This is a genomic window from Oerskovia sp. PE-21s, assembly GCF_056158145.1.
The window spans coordinates 219,455-237,090 of sequence record NZ_JBUXJM010000005.1; the positions used below are offsets into that span (position 1 = coordinate 219,455).

Consider the following 17,636-nt stretch of genomic DNA (forward strand, 5'->3'; position numbering starts at 1 on the left):
CGGCCGGAACGGCACGATCTCGCGGCTACCGAGTGGTCTGACCTCGGGCGCTCCCGGCCGGGATGCGCAGCGGCCCGAACGAAGTACAACGGTTTGGTCTCGGCCGCCCGAGCGGGTTGACAGGCGCTTAGTAAAGGAGGTCTACTAACAAACATGACAACGGCAGTCACGCGAAGTGCAGTCACCCGGAGAGGTCTGAGCACAGGTCTCAGGCCCACCTCCAAGGTGCTTCCCGAGCACGCTCGCGCGCACAACCGTTCGCTCGTCCTCCAGCACCTCTTCCACGAGGGCCCGACGTCGCGTGCAGACCTTGCGCGAGCGACCTCGCTGACGAGGGTCACCATCTCGGACCTCGTCTCGGTGCTCATCGCCGAGGGGCTCGTCGAGGAGCTCGGGATCCGTCCGGGGCAGCGGGTGGGCAAGCCGGCCATCCTCATCGGGATGCGCACGAGCGCCTACCAGATCGTCTCCGTCGACCTCACCGACGACGCCCTCATGCGTGGGGCCGTCATGTCCCTGACGGGCGACTTCGTGGTCCGGCAGAGCCTGCCGATCGAAGGTCGTGCCGGCACAGAGCTCGTGGACCTCCTGACGCGCTTCTGCCGGGGGCTCATCGCCGTCGCGACGCGTCCGGTGCTTGGGGTCGGGATCGGCTCGCCGGGTGTCGTCGACAGCGAGGGGCGCGTCGTCGAGGCGCCGAACCGCCGGTGGTACGACGTCCCGCTCGCGGAGCAGCTCAGCGAGAGCCTGGCCCTGCCCGTGCACGTCGCCAACGACGCCAACATCGCGGCCCTCGGTGAGTTCACGTTCGGCGGCGCGGACGGCACGGGCCTCATGGTCCTCACCGTCGGCGAGGGTGTCGGCGCGGGCATCATGCTCGACGGTTCCCGGGTGCGCGGCGCTGCCGACGCGGCGGGCGAGCTGGGCCACGTCACCGTCGTCGACGACGGTCTGCCCTGCGCCTGCGGGCGGTCGGGGTGCCTCGAGACGATCCTCTCTGTGCCGGCTCTGCGCCGCGCGGTGGACGGGCTCGACAAGGAATCTTCCGATGCCGTCCTGGCCTCGGTCGGCAGGCTCCTGGGCATCGCCCTGGCGCCTGTTGTGTCAGCGCTCAACCTCGGCGAGATCCTCATCAGCGGTCCGGCGGACCTGCTCGACGGTCCTCTGCGCGATGCAGCGATCGACACCATCAACGCTCGAACGATGCCGGCCATCAACTCCGGCCTCGAGCTCCGGATGGCTTCTCTCGACGAGGACGTCGTCCTCGCCGGAGCCGCCGTCCTCATCCTGTCCGGCCAGCTGGGCGTCTCGTGAGCACTGCTCGTGAGCTCCCGTCAGGCTGAACCGGTCCTGCAGTAATCCCAGTAGCAGTACCGCAGTACCTCCCGTTTCACCTCAGGTGGTGTCATCGACGCCGCCACTTCGAATTACCGAGAGGAAGTACCCCAGTGAAGAGGAACCGCCTCGTCGCCACCACGGTGGCTTCGACGATCACCCTTGCGCTTGCGCTGACCGCTTGCGGCTCCGGCGACTCCGGCTCCGGCGAGACCGCGTCCGGCGACGCGAAGACCGGCGACATCCGCGTCTGGCTCGTCGGCGCCACGGACACGCCGAAGGAAGCGCGCGAGTACCTGAAGACGACGTTCGAGGCCGAGAACAAGGGTTCGACCCTCACCATCGAGGAGCAGTCCTGGACCGGCCTGGTCGACAAGCTCACGACCTCGCTCGCGAGCTCGGACAGCCCTGACGTCGTCGAGGTCGGCAACACGCAGGCCGCTGCCTTCACCTCGTCCGGCTTCTTCACGGACCTGACGGACCACTACGAGGAGCTCGGCGGCGACGACCTGCTCCAGGGCTTCGTCAAGGCCGGTTCGTACGACGGCAAGTTCTACGCCCCGCCGTACTACTCGGGCGCGCGCGTGGTCTTCTACTCGCAGCAGGTCGTCGACCAGACCGGCACGCAGGTCCCGACGACGCTCGACGAGTACGTCGCGAACGGCCAGGCCATGACGACCGACACGCGCTCGGGCATCTACTGGCCCGGCCAGGACTGGTACAACGCTCTGCCCTACGTCTGGGAGAACGGCGGCTTCATCGCCGAGCAGAAGGACGGCAAGTGGGAGGCCGGGTTCTCGTCCGAGGGCGGCATCAAGGGCCTTCAGCAGGTGCAGGAGGTCATGACGACGGCCTCGAAGGCTCCCAAGGACGGCCAGGAGACGGACCAGCAGGTTCCGTTCTGCGAGGGCAACATCGGCTACCTGTCCGCTCCGACCTGGCTGCAGGGCGCCATCAAGACGCCTGAGGACGACGCCAAGGCGCCCGGCTGCCCCACGACCTACGGTTCGGACCTGCACGCCTTCGCCCTCCCGGGTGCGACGGCCGGCGAGGCCGCCAAGGTCTTCGCGGGTGGTTCGAACCTGGCCATCGCGGCCAAGTCGAAGAACCAGGAGCTCGCGCTGAGCGCGCTCGAGATCATGCTGAGCGACGGCTACCAGAAGTTCCTCGCGGAGAAGGGCAACATCCCCGCGAAGGCATCGCAGGCGCAGTTCCTCCCGCAGGACGAGATCACGCTGGCCGGCGCTGCTGCCGCCAAGAACTCGGAGCTGACCCCGGCCTCCCCGAAGTGGGCTGACGTCGAGGCCAAGCGCTACCTCCAGGACGCGTTCGTCCAGATCGCCGAGGGTGGCGACGTCAAGGCGATCGCCGAGAAGCTCGACCAGCAGATCGAGGAAACCCTCAACAGCTGATCCCCGGGGTACGCCTTCGTGAGGAGGGGTGCCCTACCAGGTGCCGCAGGGGTGGGGGTTCCACGGAGCCCCCGCCCCTCGGCATGACTGGACCATCGCACGACTTGTACCCCGCACGGTCCTGCTCGAACCGTGCACCCCCTCGACGGAGTGAGAAAATGAGCTCATCCACCCTCGAGTCGTCCCCAGCGGTCGAGCTGAAGGACACTCTCAAGCCCCCGAAGAAGCGCTCGCCCAAGCTGCCGTGGCTGTTGCTCGCCCCCAGCCTGCTGGTGCTCGGCATCATGGTCGGCTACCCGCTGATCAACCTCTTCATCATGTCGTTCCAGAAGTACGAGCGCGCCCAGCTGATGGGCGTGCCTGCTGAGTGGGTCGGCCTCGAGAACTACACGGACACGCTGACCGACCCGATGTTCTGGACGGTCCTCGCGCGCAGCTTCGCCTTCATGGTCGTGTGCGTGTTCCTCACCATGGCGATCGGGATCCTCCTCGCCCTGCTGATGATGCGTCTCAACAAGTTCTTCCGGCTGCTCGTGTCGGTCGGCCTGCTGCTCGCCTGGGCGATGCCCGCCCTCGCGGCCGTCATCGTGTGGGGGTGGATCTTCGACACCCAGTACGGCGTCGTGAACAACATCCTCACGAAGATCACCGGGGACAACTGGATGGGTCACTCGTGGCTCATCAACCCGTGGATGTTCTTCCTCGTCGCCACGCTCGTCATCGTCTGGCAGAGCGTCCCGTTCGTCGCGTTCACGATGTACGCCGGCCTCACCCAGGTCCCCGGCGAGGTGCTCGAGGCCGCGTCGCTCGACGGCGCCACGCCGGCTCAGCGCTTCCGCCTCATCATGGTGCCCTACGTGCGCAGCATCATCGTGGTGCTCATCATCCTGTCGATCATCTGGGACCTGCGGGTCTTCACCCAGATCTTCGCGCTGCAGGGCATCGGCGGTATCGCGGAGAAGACCAACACCATCGGCGTGTACATCTACCAGATGGGCATGGCGCAGGGGCACTACGGCGCCGCAAGCGCCATCGCGGTGATCCTGGTGTTCATCATGATGGGGATCTCGTACTACTACGTGCGCCAGACCGTCAAGGAGGAAGAGCTGTGAGCACCCTCAACCCCACCGTCGCCGGGACGGCGAAGGTGGCACCCCTGTCGGCGGGGCGCGGACCGCGCAAGACCCGCGAGGGACAGCGCAAGAAGGTCTCGAACGCGATCTACAGCGTGATCGCCGTGGTCGTCTTCCTCTGCTCCATCTTCCCTGTCTACTGGATGGTCAACTCGTCGTTCCTCCCGACGAACCTCATCCGCAACAAGGACCTGACGTTCTTCCCGGGGTCCAACTTCACGCTCAACAACTATCAGGACGCGATCTTCAACCAGGAGCGCGCGCCCTTCCTGCCCGCGCTGGGCAACTCGATCCTGGTCACGTTCTTCGTCCTGATCGTGTCGATGATCCTCGCGTTCATGGCGTCGCTCGCCGTGACCCGGTTCAACTTCAAGGGTCGCAAGGCGTTCATCATCGCGATCCTTGCGGTGCAGATGATCCCGGGCGAGGCCATGATGATCTCGATCTTCCGGATCATCGACGGCTGGCAGCTCCTCAACACGATCATCGGCCTCGGCATCGTCTACCTGTCGGGTGTGCTGCCCTTCACGATCTGGACCCTTCGTGGGTTCGTGGCAGGCGTCCCGGCAGAGCTCGAGGAGGCCGCCATGATCGACGGCTGCTCGCGGTCCAAGGCGTTCTGGCGGATCACCTTCCCGCTGCTTGCCCCTGGTCTCGTGGCGACCGGTGTCTTCGCGTTCATCCAGGCCTGGAACGAGTTCGTGATGGCGCTGATCATCATGACGCGTCCCGAGTCGATGACGCTGCCGCTCTGGCTGCGGACGTTCCAGCAGGCGACCCAGGCGACGAACTGGGGCGGGCTGATGGCCGGTTCGGTGCTCATCGCGATCCCCGTGGTCGTCTTCTTCCTGATCGTCCAGGGACGCATGACCGGTGGCCTCGTCTCGGGTGCGGTGAAGGGCTGACGTGAGCGAGGTGAGAACGGCTGCCTCGTCGCTCGGCGAGGCAGCCGCCCTGCCCGGCGGCCACTCGGTCGGCCTGGACGTCGGAGGAACGAAGGTCCTCGGCGTCCTGCTCGGACCGGACGGCTCGATCGAGGGGTCGGTCAAGCTGCCGACCGTTCGAGGCCCGCAGGGTGTGGTCTCCAGTGCTGCTCGGGCCGTCCGGTCCCTGACGGACGCGGCAGGCCTCGAGCCTGCCGCGCTCGCGGGACTCGGCCTCGGTGTCCCCGGGCTCGTCGACCCGCAGAGCGGCTCCGTGATGCACGCGGTGAACCTGGGGATCGAGGGTGAGCCGTTCGCGCTCGCCCACGAGCTGTCGGCGATCTTCGGGGGGATCCCCGTGGACGTCGACAACGACCTGAACGTCGCGGCGCTCGGCGCCTCGCACGCGATGGGCGCCGACGGTCAGGACCTGGCCTTCCTCGCCCTCGGTACGGGGCTCGCGGCCGGCATCGTGCTCGGAGGTCGGCTCCGTCGTGGTGTGAGCGGGGCGGCCGGTGAGATCGGCCACATCCCGATCAACCCCGAGGGGCCGTTGTGCGCGTGCGGGCAGCGTGGTTGCGTCGAGACCTACGCCTCGGGCACGGCGCTCAGCGCTCGATGGCCCTCGCAGTTCGGCCGTCCGGCGCCGCTCGAGCTCTTCGAGGCGGCCGCGGCCGGGAATCCCGAAGCGCTCAGGATCAAGGGCGAGTTCGCCGCCGCTGTGGCGAGTGCTGTCCGTATCCTCGAGCTGACGGTCGACGTCCGGCACGTCGTCCTCGGAGGTGGAGTGACCGGTCTCGGTCAGCCTCTCCTCGACGCCGTGCGGGGGGCCCTGGTCGCCCAGGCGAGCACGTCGCCGTTCTTGTCCTCGCTGGAGCTGGAGAAGCGTGTCTCCTTGGCACCCAGCGATGTGCCCGTTGCCGCGGTGGGAGCAGCCATCGCCGGCCGTAGGAAGGTGTCCTAATGGAAGTTGTGATTGCGCCCGCCGATCAGCTCGCGGTGCTCGCCGCCGAGGCGATCGACAAGCTGGTCCGTGCCAAGCCGGACTCGGTGATCGGTCTCGCGACCGGTTCGAGCCCGCTCAAGGTGTACGACGAGCTCGTCCGTCGTCACACGCAGGAGGGGCTCTCGTTCGCCCAGGCGAAGGCCTTCATGCTCGACGAGTACGTCGGGATCGCGGAGGACCACCCGGAGCGCTACCGCAACGTCATCGAGAAGGAGATCGCCTCGCGCGTCGACTTCGCCCCGGACGCCGTGCAGGGACCCGACGGGAACGCCGAGGACCTCGTCGCGGCGTGCGCCGACTACGAGCGCAAGATCGTCGATGCCGGCGGCGTCGACCTGCAGATCCTCGGGATCGGCACGGACGGGCACATCGCGTTCAACGAGCCGGGTTCGTCGCTCGCCTCGCGGACGCGTATCAAGACGCTCACCGCGCAGACCCGTGAGGACAACGCGCGCTTCTTCGGCGACGACCTCGCGCAGGTGCCGCAGCACTGCCTCACCCAGGGCCTGGCGACCATCATGTCGGCCAAACACCTCGTGCTCCTCGCGTCGGGCAAGGGCAAGGCGGAAGCCGTCCACCAGCTCGTCGAGGGCCCGGTCTCCGCGATGTGGCCCGCCACGGTCATGCAGATGCACCCCCACGCGACCGTCCTGGTGGACGATGCCGCAGCCTCGCGTCTGCAGCTCGGCGACTACTACCGCCAGACGTTCCTCTCGAAGCCGGAGTGGCAGGGTCTCTGACCGACCCACCCCGGCGGGCCCTGCGGGCCCGACCCACAGCCGCCCGTCGGTTCCGATCACGCCCCTGGTCGGAGCCGACGGGTTTCTCCTTCCCCGACGTAGACTCGAGATCATGATCGAACCCTTGACCCTCCCCACCAACGGACCTGCGGTAGGCAGCCCGTCCGGACCGGAACCGATCGTCCCGGACAGCGACCCGAGCAGCGGTACGTCGACGAGCGTCCTTGAGCGCACGGAGACCACGGCGGAGGTCGAGCCCGGGGACCACGAGCGTTTCGCGCACTACGTGCGCAAGGAGAAGATCATGCAGTCGGCGTTGTCCGGCAAGCCCGTGATCGCGCTGTGCGGGAAGGTCTGGGTGCCGGGCCGTGACCCCAACAAGTTCCCCGTGTGCCCCACGTGCAAGGAGATCTACGACGGCCTTCGCGCCCCGCAGGACGGCGAGGGTGATTCCGGCAAGTGAGCGGGCAACCACTCTCGAACTCGTCCGCTCGCCCGTCCTCGAACCTTCCCCCAACGGCCCCGCTCGGGGCGTCCTCGGCCGCCGCGTCGCACCTGTCGCCGGCCTTTCCTCGTCGTGCCCCGTGGGGCACGGCGTCCAAGCTGCGCGCCTGGCAGGCCGAGGCGCTCGAGCTCTACCGGACCCGTGCGCCGCGTGACTTCCTCGCGGTCGCTACCCCGGGTGCGGGCAAGACGACGTTCGCGCTCCGTGTCGCGACCGAGCTCCTGGAGCAGGGGGTCGTTCGCCGGGTGACCGTCGTCGCGCCCACCGAGCACCTCAAGCACCAGTGGGCGGACGCAGCGGCCCGCGTGGGTGTGCGCATCGACCCGAACTTCCGCAACAGCCAGGGACGCCACGGTTCCAGCTACGACGGTGTCGCGCTCACGTACGCCCAGGTTGCCGCCAAGCCCGCGCTGCACACTGCGCGGACCGAGGCCGAGCGGACCCTGGTCATCCTCGACGAGGTCCATCACGGTGGCGACGCCCTGTCGTGGGGCGAGGCCGTCCGGGACGCGTTCGAGCCCGCGACCCGGCGCCTCGCCCTGACGGGTACCCCGTTCCGGTCGGACACCGCGGCGATCCCGTTCGTGACGTACGAGCGGGGCGCCGACGGCATCCGTCGGTCGGCCGCGGACTACACCTACGGTTACGGCGACGCGCTGCGCGACCACGTCGTGCGCCCGGTGATCTTCCTGTCGTACTCGGGACAGATGCGCTGGCGTACCAAGTCGGGCGACGAGGTCAGCGCACGTCTCGGCGAGGCGCTCACCAAGGACATGACGGGCCAGGCCTGGCGCACGGCGCTCGACCCGGACGGCGAGTGGATCCCGTCGGTGCTCGCAGCGGCCGACAAGCGTCTGACCGAGGTCCGTCGGGCGATCCCCGACGCGGGCGGCCTGGTCATCGCTACCGACCAGACCGACGCGCGGGCCTATGCGGGTCATCTGGCGCGCATCACGGGCAGGTCGCCGACGGTGGTCCTGTCGGACGACGACGGCGCGAGCGGTCGCATCGACGAGTTCTCGGACGGTGACGGTCGGTGGATGGTCGCGGTCAGGATGGTCTCCGAGGGGGTCGACGTGCCGCGGCTCGCCGTGGGCGTCTACGCGACGTCGACCGCGACCCCGTTGTTCTTCGCGCAGGCCGTGGGACGGTTCGTCCGTGCTCGCAGGCGCGGCGAGACGGCATCGGTCTTCCTGCCCAGCGTGCCGCACCTGCTCGCGCTCGCGAACGGCCTGGAGCTCGAGCGCGACCATGCGCTCGACCGGCCGCTCACGGCCGAGGAGCAGGGGGACATGTACAACCCGGAGGACGCGCTCATGGCGGCCGCCAACCGGGAGGACAAGGCGTCCGACGATCTCGCGGACGGCATGCAGGGCTCCTTCCAGGCGCTCGAGGCGCAGGCGTCGTTCGACCGCGTGCTCTTCGACGGGGGCGAGTTCGGCACCGAGGCGGACGTCGGTTCTGACGAGGAGCAGGACTTCCTCGGTCTGCCGGGGCTGCTCGACGCGGACCAGGTCACGAGCCTGCTGCGCCAGCGTCAGGCCGACCAGATGTCCGCCAGGTCCAAGAAGTCTCGGGCGGCCGAGGTCGAGCGCAGCGAGCTCGACCACCGTCGTGCCGCGGAGCTGCGCAAGGAGCTGTCGCAGCTCGTCGGTGCCTGGGCGCGCCGCAGCGGGCAGCCGCACGGCACGGTGCACACCGAGCTGCGCCGCCGCTGCGGTGGGCCCGAGGTGCCGTTGGCGACGGTCGCCCAGCTCGACGCGCGGGTCGCGGTGCTCCGAGGATGGTTCGTCGGCAAGAAGTAGCGACCTGTGCCACGACGGCGCGAGGCCCGCACGCTCACCGAGCGTGCGGGCCTCGCGCCGTCGACGGGAGACGCGTGTCAGTCGAGCGTGCGTGTCACGGTCGGCAGCGCGGGGTCGCCCGCGGACAGGCGGCGTGCGCCGCGGGGCAGCTCGGCCCGTGCCTCGGCGTGCCGTCGCGCCGCGTTGTGGACCCCGTAGGCGCCGATCCAGCGCGAGTCGACGGCGCCGTCGACCACGAGGGGGACGTGCAGGGGGCGCAGGTCCTCGTCGTCGCCCGGCTCCCAGGCTGCCACGACGTCGTCGGGCCCGGTGACGAGGACCTCGGCGAGGGCCCTGCCGTCCTCGCCGTACTGGCGTGCCGCAGCCTTGCGCCCTCCGGTGCTGGTCTTGAGCGTCGAGGCCTTGGCGACCGGCTGCAGGACGCCGTCGGCGTCGGAGCGGGCGACGAGCTTGTAGACCATGCCGCAGGTCGGGGCGCCCGAGCCGGTCACGAGCGAGGTGCCCACGCCGTAGGCGTCGACCGGGGCTGCTGCCAGGGCGGCGATCGCGTACTCGTCGAGGTCAGACGTGACCGTGATGCGGGTGCCGGTCGCGCCGAGGCCGTCGAGCTGCTTGCGCACCTCGACGGCCTGGATGCCGAGGTCGCCCGAGTCGAGACGGACCGCGCCGAGCCCCGTGCCCGCGGCGGCGATCGCGTTCTCGACGCCCCGGCGGACGTCGTAGGTGTCGACGAGCAGGGTCGTGCCGACCCCGAGCGAGGCGACCTGGGCGGCGAACGCCGACTGCTCGTCGTCGTGCAGGAGCGTGAACGCGTGCGCGGCCGTGCCGATCGTCTCGATCCCGTACCGCCGCCCCGCCTCGAGGTTCGACGTCCCGGCGAATCCCGCGACCGCGGCCGCGCGGGCGGCGGCGACCGCGGCCAGCTCGCTCGCGCGGCGTGAGCCCATCTCGAGGCAGGGGCGGTCGACGGCGGCGCTCGTCATGCGTGAGGCAGCCGACGCGACCGCGGAGTCGTAGTTGAGGATCGACAGGACGAGGGTCTCGAGCAGCACGGCCTCGGCGAACGTGCCCTCGACGACCATCACGGGGGACTGCGGGAAGAACACGTCGCCCTCGGCGTACCCGGTGACGGAGCCGGTGAACCGGTATCCCGCGAGGTAGTCGAGCGTGCGGTCGTCGACGACGCGCGCCTCCTGGAGCCAGGCGAGCTCGAGGTCCGTGAAGCGGAACGTCGCGAGCGACTCCAGGACGCGGCCGGTGCCGGCGAGCACGCCGTAGCGCCGACCTGCGGGCAGGCGGCGCGTGAAGACCTCGAACAGGCAGTGCCGGTCGGCGGTGCCGTCGGCGAGCGCGGCCTGGAGCATGGTGAGCTCGTAGCGGTCCGTCAGGAGCGAGGTCTGCGGGGAGGGGGCGTACGGTGCGAACGGGGCGGTCCGGGCGGCCGGGGCGTCCGTGCCCGGGTGGTCTGCGGGGCTCATGTGCCCAACCTAGGGCAGAGGACGGCGCGGCGGCGGGCGCGGGACGCCCGTGGACACGTTCCGGGCCTCCCACCAGGCCGTGGACAGGCCCTCGGGGCGTGGACACGGCACTGCTGGACTTCACCCACCCCATAGAGTGGGGGAGTGACTGGAACGGCGACCGCGGGGCCTCGCCTCGACGAGCAGATCGACACGCGGGAGGGGCTGTCCCTCGCCGACACCTGGGTGACCCTCGTGTGGAACGACCCGGTGAATCTCATGAGCTACGTGACGTACGTCTTCGAGAGCTACTTCGGGTACACGCAGCAGAAGGCGAGGACGCTCATGCTCCAGGTGCACCAGGAGGGGCGCGCGGTCGTGTCGTCGGGCGGCAGGGAGAAGGTCGAGGTGGACGTGCAGGCGATGCACGAGTTCGGGCTGTGGGCCACGATGCAGCGGAGCGGGGAGTAGTGCGGCCGTTCCGGCGCGCGCGTCGCGGGTACGTCGCGGAGCTGAGCGCGTCCGAGCGCCTCGTGCTCGCGCACGTGGTGGGCGACGTCGTCGAGCTCCTGCAGGAGCAGACGGGCACGGCTCCCGCGGAGGGCCTCGAGGCCGCACGGATCGAGGGCGTCGCGCCGTTGTCGGCGCCACCCGAGGAGGTGCGCGCGCCCACGGACCCTGCGGTCCGCCGTCTGCTCCCTGACGCCGCTCCCGAGGACGCGGGGGTCTCGGCCGAGTTCCGCCGGTTCACCCAGGGCGACCTGGCGGCCGAGAAGTCGCAGCGGTTGCTGCTCCTCGCGGACCTGCTCCTCGCGGGGGACCCGCAGGACGCGGAGGCGCTCACGCCGCTGATCGTCCGGCCCGACGACGCCCGTCGCGTCGCGGGGGCCCTCACCGACATCCGGGTCGTCCTCGCGGAGCGTCTGGACCTGCGCACCGACGACCAGGTCGAGGACCTCCACGACGAGCTGCTGGCGCGTGAGGAGTCGGGGGCCGAGCCCCCCGAGGAGGCTCCGGACGCCGCGCGGCGCTTCCTGGCGAGCGTGTTCCTGCTCTCGGGGTGGCTGCAGGAGTCGTTGGTCGAGCTCATGCTCGCCGAGGTGCGGCGCACGCCCCGCTGACCTCGCCGGGGCCCGTCGGGCCACCCGTGCCCGCCTATCATGCTTATAAGCCACTCGCGAGATGTGTGTCAAGATGCGTGAGGGGTGGAGTAGTGCCACGATTGTCCTGGTTGAACCGGGACGTCCGCGTCCTGGCCGAGAGAAAGAGGGACAACATGCCTACGTGGCTCATCATCCTGCTCGTCGGAGTCGTGCTGCTCGTGTTCGGTGTGGCAGTCGAAGCGGCAAAGTTCCTGATCTGGCTCGGCATCATCGTGCTCGTCGTCAGCCTCGTGGTGGGGCTGATCGGACGGGGCAAGGCGAAGGTCTAGGGGACCCGGGTCGCCGCCTGAGGGCAGCGACCCGGGAGCCGGGACCGAGGGCGTCGCACGCGAGTGCGGCGCCCTTCGTCGTGCCCGGACCCGGCCGGGTTCACCGGCACGTCGCCTCCTCCGTCGTCCTGACTCTTCCCCGGACCGCTTCCGCGCGCCGCCGCAGGACGCCCCTGTGGTCGGTCCCACAGGCCGGTGCAGGCAGCGCGACCTCCCTTTCCGCCGCCCCGGCACTAGGCTCGTCACCGTGAACGACGCACCCATCGGCATCTTCGACTCGGGAGTCGGGGGCCTCACGGTCGCCCGCTCGATCCTCGACCAGCTGCCGAACGAGTCGCTGCTGTACATCGGTGACACGGCGAACAGCCCGTACGGACCCAAGCCGCTGGCCGCTGTGCGTGCCATGGCGCTCTCGATCATGGACCAGCTCGTCGACGAGGGCGTCAAGATGCTCGTCATCGCGTGCAACACGGCGTCGTCGGCGGTGCTGCGCGACGCCCGCGAGCGGTACACGGCCCGCTACGGGATGCCGGTGATCGAGGTGATCCTGCCTGCTGCGCGGCGTGCGGTGGCCGCGACCCGGACGGGCAACATCGGTGTCATCGGGACGCGGGGGACCATCGAGTCGCGCGCGTACGACGACGCGTTCGCGGTCGCCCCCGGCCTGCGGCTCACGTCGCAGGCCTGCCCTGAGTTCGTGCGTCTCGTCGAGGCCGGGGTGACGTCCGGGCCGGAGGTGCTCGAGATCGCGCACGAGTACCTCGCCCCCGTCCGGGCAGCCGGCGTGGACACGCTCGTGCTCGGCTGCACGCACTACCCTCTCCTCGCGGGGGCGATCTCCTACGTCATGGGCGACGAGGTCACGCTCGTCTCGAGCGCCGAGGAGACCGCGAAGGACGTGTACCGCACGCTCGTCGCGCACGGACTGGAACGCTCGCGCGAGGCGGGCGCGCCGGCGCACCGGTTCCGGGCGACGGGCAGCGCCGAGCCGTTCGACCAGCTCGCGCGCCGCTTCCTCGGGCCCGAGGTCTCGCTCGTGGAGGCCGTCTGATGCGCCTGGTCGTCATCGGCTCCTCGGGCTCGTTCGCGGGCCCCGACTCCCCGGCCTCGTCGTACCTCGTCCAGGTGCCCGACGACGTCTCACCGGACGGGCGCGAGTGGAACCTCCTGCTCGACATGGGCAACGGCGCGCTCGGCGCGCTGCAGCGGTTCGTCGACCCGCGTCGGCTCGACGCGATCGGGCTGTCCCACCTGCACCCCGACCACTTCGTCGACGTGTGCGGGCTGTACGTCTACCTGAAGTACCACCCGGACCGGGCGGCCGGGGCGTCTGCGACGCCTCTTGCGCGGTCCGGGGCCACACCCGCCGCGGGGGCGCTGCCCGTCTGGGGGCCGTCGAACACGGCCGAGCGCATCGGGGCGGCCTACGGCCTCGAGGCGGGGGAGTCCATGGAGTCCCAGTTCGCCTTCGGGGCCTGGGAGCCGGGGCAGGTCGTCACGGTGGGTCCTCTGGAGATCGAGCCCTTCCGGGTCTACCACCCGGTCGAGGCCTACGGCGTGCGCGTCACGGGGCCCTCCAGCCTGGTCCCGGGCGAGCGGGTCACGCTCGCCTACACGGGGGACACCGACGCGTGCGACGCCGTCGTCGAGCTCGCGCGCGACGCGGACCTCCTGCTCGCCGAGGCCGCGTTCCAGGAGGGGCGGGACGACGCGGTCGACCGCGGCATCCACCTGACGGGCAGGCGCGCGGGCGAGGTCGCCACGGCGGCCGGCGCCCAGCGGCTGGTCCTCACGCACCTGCCGGCCTGGAACGACAAGCAGGCGGCGCGCGAGGAGGCCACGGCGGTCTACGCCGGGCCGGTCGACCTCGCGGCGACGGGTCGGGTCTTCACGCTCTGAGGCCCGGATAGGCTGGCTCCATGACTTCAGCCTCCACCTCCCAGACCGTCCGCGCGGACGGTCGCACGCCCGACGAGCTCCGCCCCGTCACGATCACCCGGAACTGGCTCGACGCCGCCGAGGGCAGCGTGCTCGTCGAGTTCGGCCGCACGCGCGTGCTGTGCGCGGCCTCGTTCACCGAGGGCGTGCCGCGCTGGCGCAAGGGCTCGGGCCAGGGCTGGGTCACGGCCGAGTACTCGATGCTCCCGCGCGCGACCAGCACCCGCAGCGACCGTGAGTCGGTCAAGGGCCGCATCGGCGGGCGCACGCACGAGATCTCGCGCCTCATCGGCCGTTCGCTGCGCGCCGTGATCGACGTCTCGGCGCTCGGCGAGAACACGATCGTGCTCGACTGCGACGTCCTGCAGGCCGACGGCGGCACGCGCACCGCGGCGATCACGGGCGCGTACGTCGCGCTCGCCGACGCCGTGACCTGGGGCAAGAAGCACGGCGCGATCAAGGGCGGCAAGAAGGTCCTCACGGACTCGGTGTCGGCCGTGAGCGTCGGCATCATCGACGGCACGCCCATGCTCGACCTGCCCTACGTCGAGGACGTGCGCGCGGACACCGACATGAACGTCGTGGTCACGGGCTCGGGAGACTTCGTCGAGGTGCAGGGCACGGCTGAGCACGCGCCGTTCAACCGCACCGAGCTCGACGTGCTGCTGGACCTCGCCCTGCGCGGTACGTCCGAGCTCGCGATCATCCAGCAGCTCGCGCTCGACGAGGCGTCGCGGTGAGCGCTGGGTCCGGCGTGAACGTTCCGGCGGGGGCCCGGCTCGTCCTGGCGACCCACAACGTGGGCAAGCTCGCCGAGCTCCGCGCGATCCTGGCCGCGCAGCCCGGCCTGGACCTGCCGCCGGAGGCCGTGGTCTCGGCGCGCGAGGTCGGTGCCCCGGAGCCCGTCGAGGACGGCGTGACGTTCGCGGAGAACGCGCTCATCAAGGCCCGCGCGCTCGCCGCGGCGACCGGTCTGCCGGCCGTGGCCGACGACTCGGGCCTCGCGGTCGACGTCCTGGGCGGGGCGCCGGGGATCTTCTCCGCGCGCTGGTCGGGTCGGCACGGCGACGACCGGGCGAACCTCGACTTGCTGCTCGCGCAGCTCGGCGACGTCCCGGCGGAGCACCGCGCGGCGGGCTTCGTGTGCGCGGCCGCGCTCGTGACCCCGGACGGGGGAGAGTGGGTCCGCACGGGCGAGATGCGCGGGACGCTCCTGTCGGCACCGCGCGGCGAGGGCGGCTTCGGATACGACCCGATCCTCCTGCCCGACGGCGAGACCCGGTCCGCCGCCGAGCTGTCGGCCGCGGAGAAGAACGCGATCAGCCACCGGGGCAAGGCGTTCCGTGCGATCGCCCCGCAGGTCGTGGCGGTGCTCACCCGGACGACGGTCGACGAACCCCAGGCTCAGCCGCTCGCCTGAACGGTCCCCGCCGGGTCCCGCCTGATCGCAGGTGGTGGCCCGTGCCAGCCCACTGGACGGATCGGCCAAGGACGTCCGAGCGGGCGTGACCTCCGGGTCGCGCTCGCCCGGACGTCGGGCTGCACGTCGAGAACGACGTTCCGTGCGCCCGACCACGAGGTTGCGGTCGCCAAGGCGGGCAGAACGACCTCAACTTCGTTCTCGGCACCAGGGGGGCTCAGGACGTCGAGACACGCCCGCGCACCTTGAGGACCAGGAGGGCGACGAGCCGCCAGCCCACGAGCGTCGCGAGCAGGAACGCCGCGGACACCACGAGGAACGCCGTCGCGAGGCCCTCACCCGTGGCCCCGCGCAGCGCCATGCCCACGACCCACGTCGACACCCACAGGATCAGCCCGGTCGGCCAGGCCGTGAGCGGCGAGCGCCAGGCACGAAGCAGGACCCAGCCCACGGCGAGGCCCACGAGGAAGGGCCACGCGATCGTCAGGAGGGCGGTCAGCGAGCTGTCTGCGGAGTGGGTCGCGCGCCCGCCGGCGGCGAACGCGAGGACCGCGACGACGTCGAGCACGACGGCCAGGGCGACGATGCCGGGCCGGACGGTCGGACGGGACGTGGTGGGGGCGGCAGAGGACGGCGAGGTCATGGTCCCGACGCTACCGGAGGGCAGCGCGGGCGTTGCCCGCCGCCAGGTAGCGCACGTGCCGCGTCCACGAGCCGGGACGGCGACCGGTCGTGTCCCCGACGGGCCGGTCGCCAGCGCGCGTGAGCCACCTCCTCGGCGACTGCCCCTAGGGTTGACCTGTGCACCTGGCTGTCGACGACCTCTCCTTCTCCTACCCGGGACGCCCCGTCCTCTCGGGCGTCTCGCTGCGCGTCGGCGCCGGCACGCGGCTCGGCGTGGTGGGGGAGAACGGCACGGGCAAGTCGACCCTCCTGGGTGTCCTGGCCGGGACGCTCGCCCCGAGCGGGGGCGAGGTGCGCCGCCAGGGCTCGCTCGCCGTCGTCGAGCAGGAGCTCGTGCCGCAGCCCGGGCAGACGGTCGGCGACCTGGTCCGCGACAGCCTCGCGACCGTGCGTGCCGTGGGCGCCGAGCTCGACGCCGTGACGCGCGACTTCGACCACGAGCACGGCAACCTCGCCGAGCTCTCGGACGTCCTGGCCCGCGCCGAGCACCTGGCCGTGTGGGACGCGGACCGGCGCGTCGAGGTCGCGCTGTCCCGGCTGGGGGCGTGCCGCGACCCGCTGCGCGAGCTCTCGACGCTCTCCGTGGGCGAGCGCTACCGAGTCCGTCTCGCATGCCGCCTGGCCGAGCGGAGCGACCTGCTGCTGCTCGACGAGCCGACCAACCACCTCGACACGAGCGGTATCGACTTCCTCACGGGCGAGATCGTGGCGTGGGGCGGTGGGGTCGTCATGGTCACGCACGACCGCCAGCTGCTCGACGACGTCGCGACCGAGATCCTCGACCTCGACCCCGCGATGGACGGCAAGCCCGTGCTGTACGGCCAGCCCGGCTACCTGGCCTACCGCTTCGCGAAGAACCAGGCCCTGCACCGGTGGCGTCAGCGCTACCGGGCCGAGCGCAAGCGCGCCGAGAAGCTCGCCGAACGGCTCGACGCGTCGTACGAGGGGCTCTCGGACGAGTGGCGCCCCGCCAAGGGCAGCCAGAAGCACCGGCGTGCGACGCACGCGCGCATCCACGTCAAGGCTGCGGACCGGCTCGTGCAGAAGCTCGAGGCCGAGGCCGTCGAGGTCCCGGTCCCGCCGCTCGAGCTGCGCTTCCCGGACCTGCTGGCAATGTCGCCCGGCTGGTCGCCCGACACCCCGCTGCTCGAGGTGCGCAGCCCGCGCGTGGACGCCACGCCTCGGGAGCGGGGCGGCGCGCCGGGCGACCTGCCCGACGGCGGCCCCGCCCTGCCCGGCGTCGTCACCCCCGCCGCGCCCTCTGCCGTGCCCACCGGTGCCCGGCTCGACCTGCCCGGGACGCGCATCGCGATCCCGCCGTCGGGCCGGCTGCTGATCACGGGGCCGAACGGCTCGGGCAAGTCGACCCTGCTCGCGGCGCTCGCGGGCACGGTGGGGCTCGACCGGGGCACCAGGACGGTCGCCGACGGCGTGCGGGTCGGGATCGTCGCGCAGGAGGGGCCCGCGCTACCGCCGGGCGCCGAGGAGCGCACGGGCTTCGAGGAGTACGCGCAGGAGGCGCTCGACCTGCTCTCGGCGGGCACGCTCGACCCGGACTTCCTGGTGCCGGTCGCGTTCCTCGGGCTGCTGACCGAGGAGGACCTGGACCGCCCCCTGCGCGAGCTGTCCGCGGGGCAGCGCCGCCGCTTCGACCTGGCCCGCGCGCTGCTCGCGGTGCCGCACGTCCTGCTGCTCGACGAGCCGACCAACCACCTCTCGATCGACCTCGTCGACGAGCTCACCCAGGCGCTGCGCGTCACGCCTGCGGCCGTGGTCGTCGCGACGCACGACCGCAGGATGCGCGAGGACTTCGCGGACTGGCCGACCCTCGAGCTCTAGCGCACCC

The 17,636-nt window shown here is 71.1% G+C and carries 18 protein-coding genes; 16 read left to right on the plus strand and 2 right to left on the minus strand.

Annotation, left to right across the window (positions count from 1 at the left end):
- Positions 1–153: 153 nt before the first annotated feature.
- The 8 genes from ACZDYF_RS12100 (at position 154) to ACZDYF_RS12135 (ending at position 8,859) form a co-directional block, all read left to right on the plus strand.
- Positions 154–1,314 carry an ROK family transcriptional regulator gene (locus ACZDYF_RS12100; RefSeq protein WP_191788882.1) on the plus strand — a complete coding sequence of 387 codons (1,161 nt, stop codon included), beginning with the start codon at positions 154–156 and terminating at the stop codon, positions 1,312–1,314.
- Between the two features lie 134 nt (positions 1,315–1,448).
- On the plus strand, positions 1,449–2,747 hold the full coding sequence (locus ACZDYF_RS12105; protein ID WP_475057035.1) for an extracellular solute-binding protein: 1,299 nt from the start codon (positions 1,449–1,451) through the stop codon (positions 2,745–2,747).
- 158 nt (positions 2,748–2,905) lie between these two features.
- Positions 2,906–3,859, plus strand: coding sequence for a carbohydrate ABC transporter permease (locus tag ACZDYF_RS12110; protein ID WP_191788884.1), 954 nt, complete (start codon positions 2,906–2,908; stop codon positions 3,857–3,859).
- Positions 3,856–4,785 (plus strand): carbohydrate ABC transporter permease, encoded by a 930-nt coding sequence (locus ACZDYF_RS12115; protein WP_372440741.1) that lies wholly within the window; start codon positions 3,856–3,858, stop codon positions 4,783–4,785. The genes ACZDYF_RS12110 and ACZDYF_RS12115 overlap by 4 nt, the downstream gene beginning before the upstream one ends.
- A 1-nt stretch (position 4,786) precedes the next feature.
- Positions 4,787–5,767: an ROK family protein gene (locus tag ACZDYF_RS12120; RefSeq protein ID WP_307824141.1), complete on the plus strand. Its 981-nt coding sequence runs from the start codon at positions 4,787–4,789 to the stop codon at positions 5,765–5,767.
- Positions 5,767–6,549 (plus strand): glucosamine-6-phosphate deaminase, encoded by a 783-nt coding sequence (gene nagB / locus ACZDYF_RS12125; protein ID WP_191788885.1) that lies wholly within the window; start codon positions 5,767–5,769, stop codon positions 6,547–6,549. The genes ACZDYF_RS12120 and nagB overlap by 1 nt, the downstream gene beginning before the upstream one ends.
- A gap of 112 nt (positions 6,550–6,661) precedes the next feature.
- Positions 6,662–7,012 carry a DUF3039 domain-containing protein gene (locus tag ACZDYF_RS12130; protein WP_475057050.1) on the plus strand — a complete coding sequence of 117 codons (351 nt, stop codon included), beginning with the start codon at positions 6,662–6,664 and terminating at the stop codon, positions 7,010–7,012.
- 92 nt (positions 7,013–7,104) lie between these two features.
- Positions 7,105–8,859 (plus strand): DEAD/DEAH box helicase, encoded by a 1,755-nt coding sequence (locus tag ACZDYF_RS12135; RefSeq protein ID WP_225226564.1) that lies wholly within the window; start codon positions 7,105–7,107, stop codon positions 8,857–8,859.
- 77 nt (positions 8,860–8,936) lie between these two features.
- Here the strand turns inward: ACZDYF_RS12135 and ACZDYF_RS12140 are convergent, their stop codons facing one another.
- On the minus strand, positions 8,937–10,337 hold the full coding sequence (locus ACZDYF_RS12140; protein WP_475057054.1) for a nicotinate phosphoribosyltransferase: 1,401 nt from the start codon (positions 10,335–10,337) through the stop codon (positions 8,937–8,939).
- 186 nt (positions 10,338–10,523) lie between these two features.
- On the opposite strand from ACZDYF_RS12140, the gene clpS reads away from it, so the two are divergent.
- The 7 genes from clpS to rdgB all read left to right on the plus strand — a co-directional run bounded on the left by clpS (position 10,524) and on the right by rdgB (position 15,106).
- Positions 10,524–10,787, plus strand: coding sequence for an ATP-dependent Clp protease adapter ClpS (gene clpS / locus ACZDYF_RS12145; RefSeq protein ID WP_307824305.1), 264 nt, complete (start codon positions 10,524–10,526; stop codon positions 10,785–10,787).
- Positions 10,787–11,437 (plus strand): DUF2017 family protein, encoded by a 651-nt coding sequence (locus ACZDYF_RS12150; RefSeq protein ID WP_475057057.1) that lies wholly within the window; start codon positions 10,787–10,789, stop codon positions 11,435–11,437. Before clpS ends, ACZDYF_RS12150 begins: the two co-directional genes overlap by 1 nt.
- Before the next feature lie 155 nt (positions 11,438–11,592).
- Positions 11,593–11,748: a hypothetical protein gene (locus ACZDYF_RS12155; RefSeq protein ID WP_168210118.1), complete on the plus strand. Its 156-nt coding sequence runs from the start codon at positions 11,593–11,595 to the stop codon at positions 11,746–11,748.
- Positions 11,749–11,995: 247 nt separating this feature from the next.
- The gene (murI, locus tag ACZDYF_RS12160) at positions 11,996–12,799 is read left to right on the plus strand and encodes a glutamate racemase (protein WP_191788889.1); all 804 of its coding nucleotides are present in this window, start codon (positions 11,996–11,998) and stop codon (positions 12,797–12,799) included.
- Complete coding sequence (locus ACZDYF_RS12165; protein WP_475057060.1) at positions 12,799–13,647, plus strand: MBL fold metallo-hydrolase; 849 nt, start codon at positions 12,799–12,801, stop codon at positions 13,645–13,647. Before murI ends, ACZDYF_RS12165 begins: the two co-directional genes overlap by 1 nt.
- Before the next feature lie 20 nt (positions 13,648–13,667).
- Positions 13,668–14,426, plus strand: a complete 759-nt coding sequence (rph, locus tag ACZDYF_RS12170; RefSeq protein WP_191788891.1) for a ribonuclease PH — start codon at positions 13,668–13,670, stop codon at positions 14,424–14,426.
- Between the two features lie 14 nt (positions 14,427–14,440).
- A complete protein-coding gene (rdgB, locus tag ACZDYF_RS12175) occupies positions 14,441–15,106 on the plus strand; it encodes an RdgB/HAM1 family non-canonical purine NTP pyrophosphatase (protein WP_475057195.1) in 666 nt (221 codons plus the stop codon).
- A gap of 217 nt (positions 15,107–15,323) precedes the next feature.
- On the opposite strand, the gene ACZDYF_RS12180 is transcribed toward rdgB, so the two are convergent.
- Positions 15,324–15,749: a DUF3054 domain-containing protein gene (locus ACZDYF_RS12180; protein ID WP_475057063.1), complete on the minus strand. Its 426-nt coding sequence runs from the start codon at positions 15,747–15,749 to the stop codon at positions 15,324–15,326.
- Between the two features lie 158 nt (positions 15,750–15,907).
- Between ACZDYF_RS12180 and ACZDYF_RS12185 the strand changes: the two genes are divergently transcribed.
- Positions 15,908–17,629: an ABC-F family ATP-binding cassette domain-containing protein gene (locus tag ACZDYF_RS12185; protein WP_191788893.1), complete on the plus strand. Its 1,722-nt coding sequence runs from the start codon at positions 15,908–15,910 to the stop codon at positions 17,627–17,629.
- The last annotated feature ends 7 nt before the right edge of the window (positions 17,630–17,636 follow it).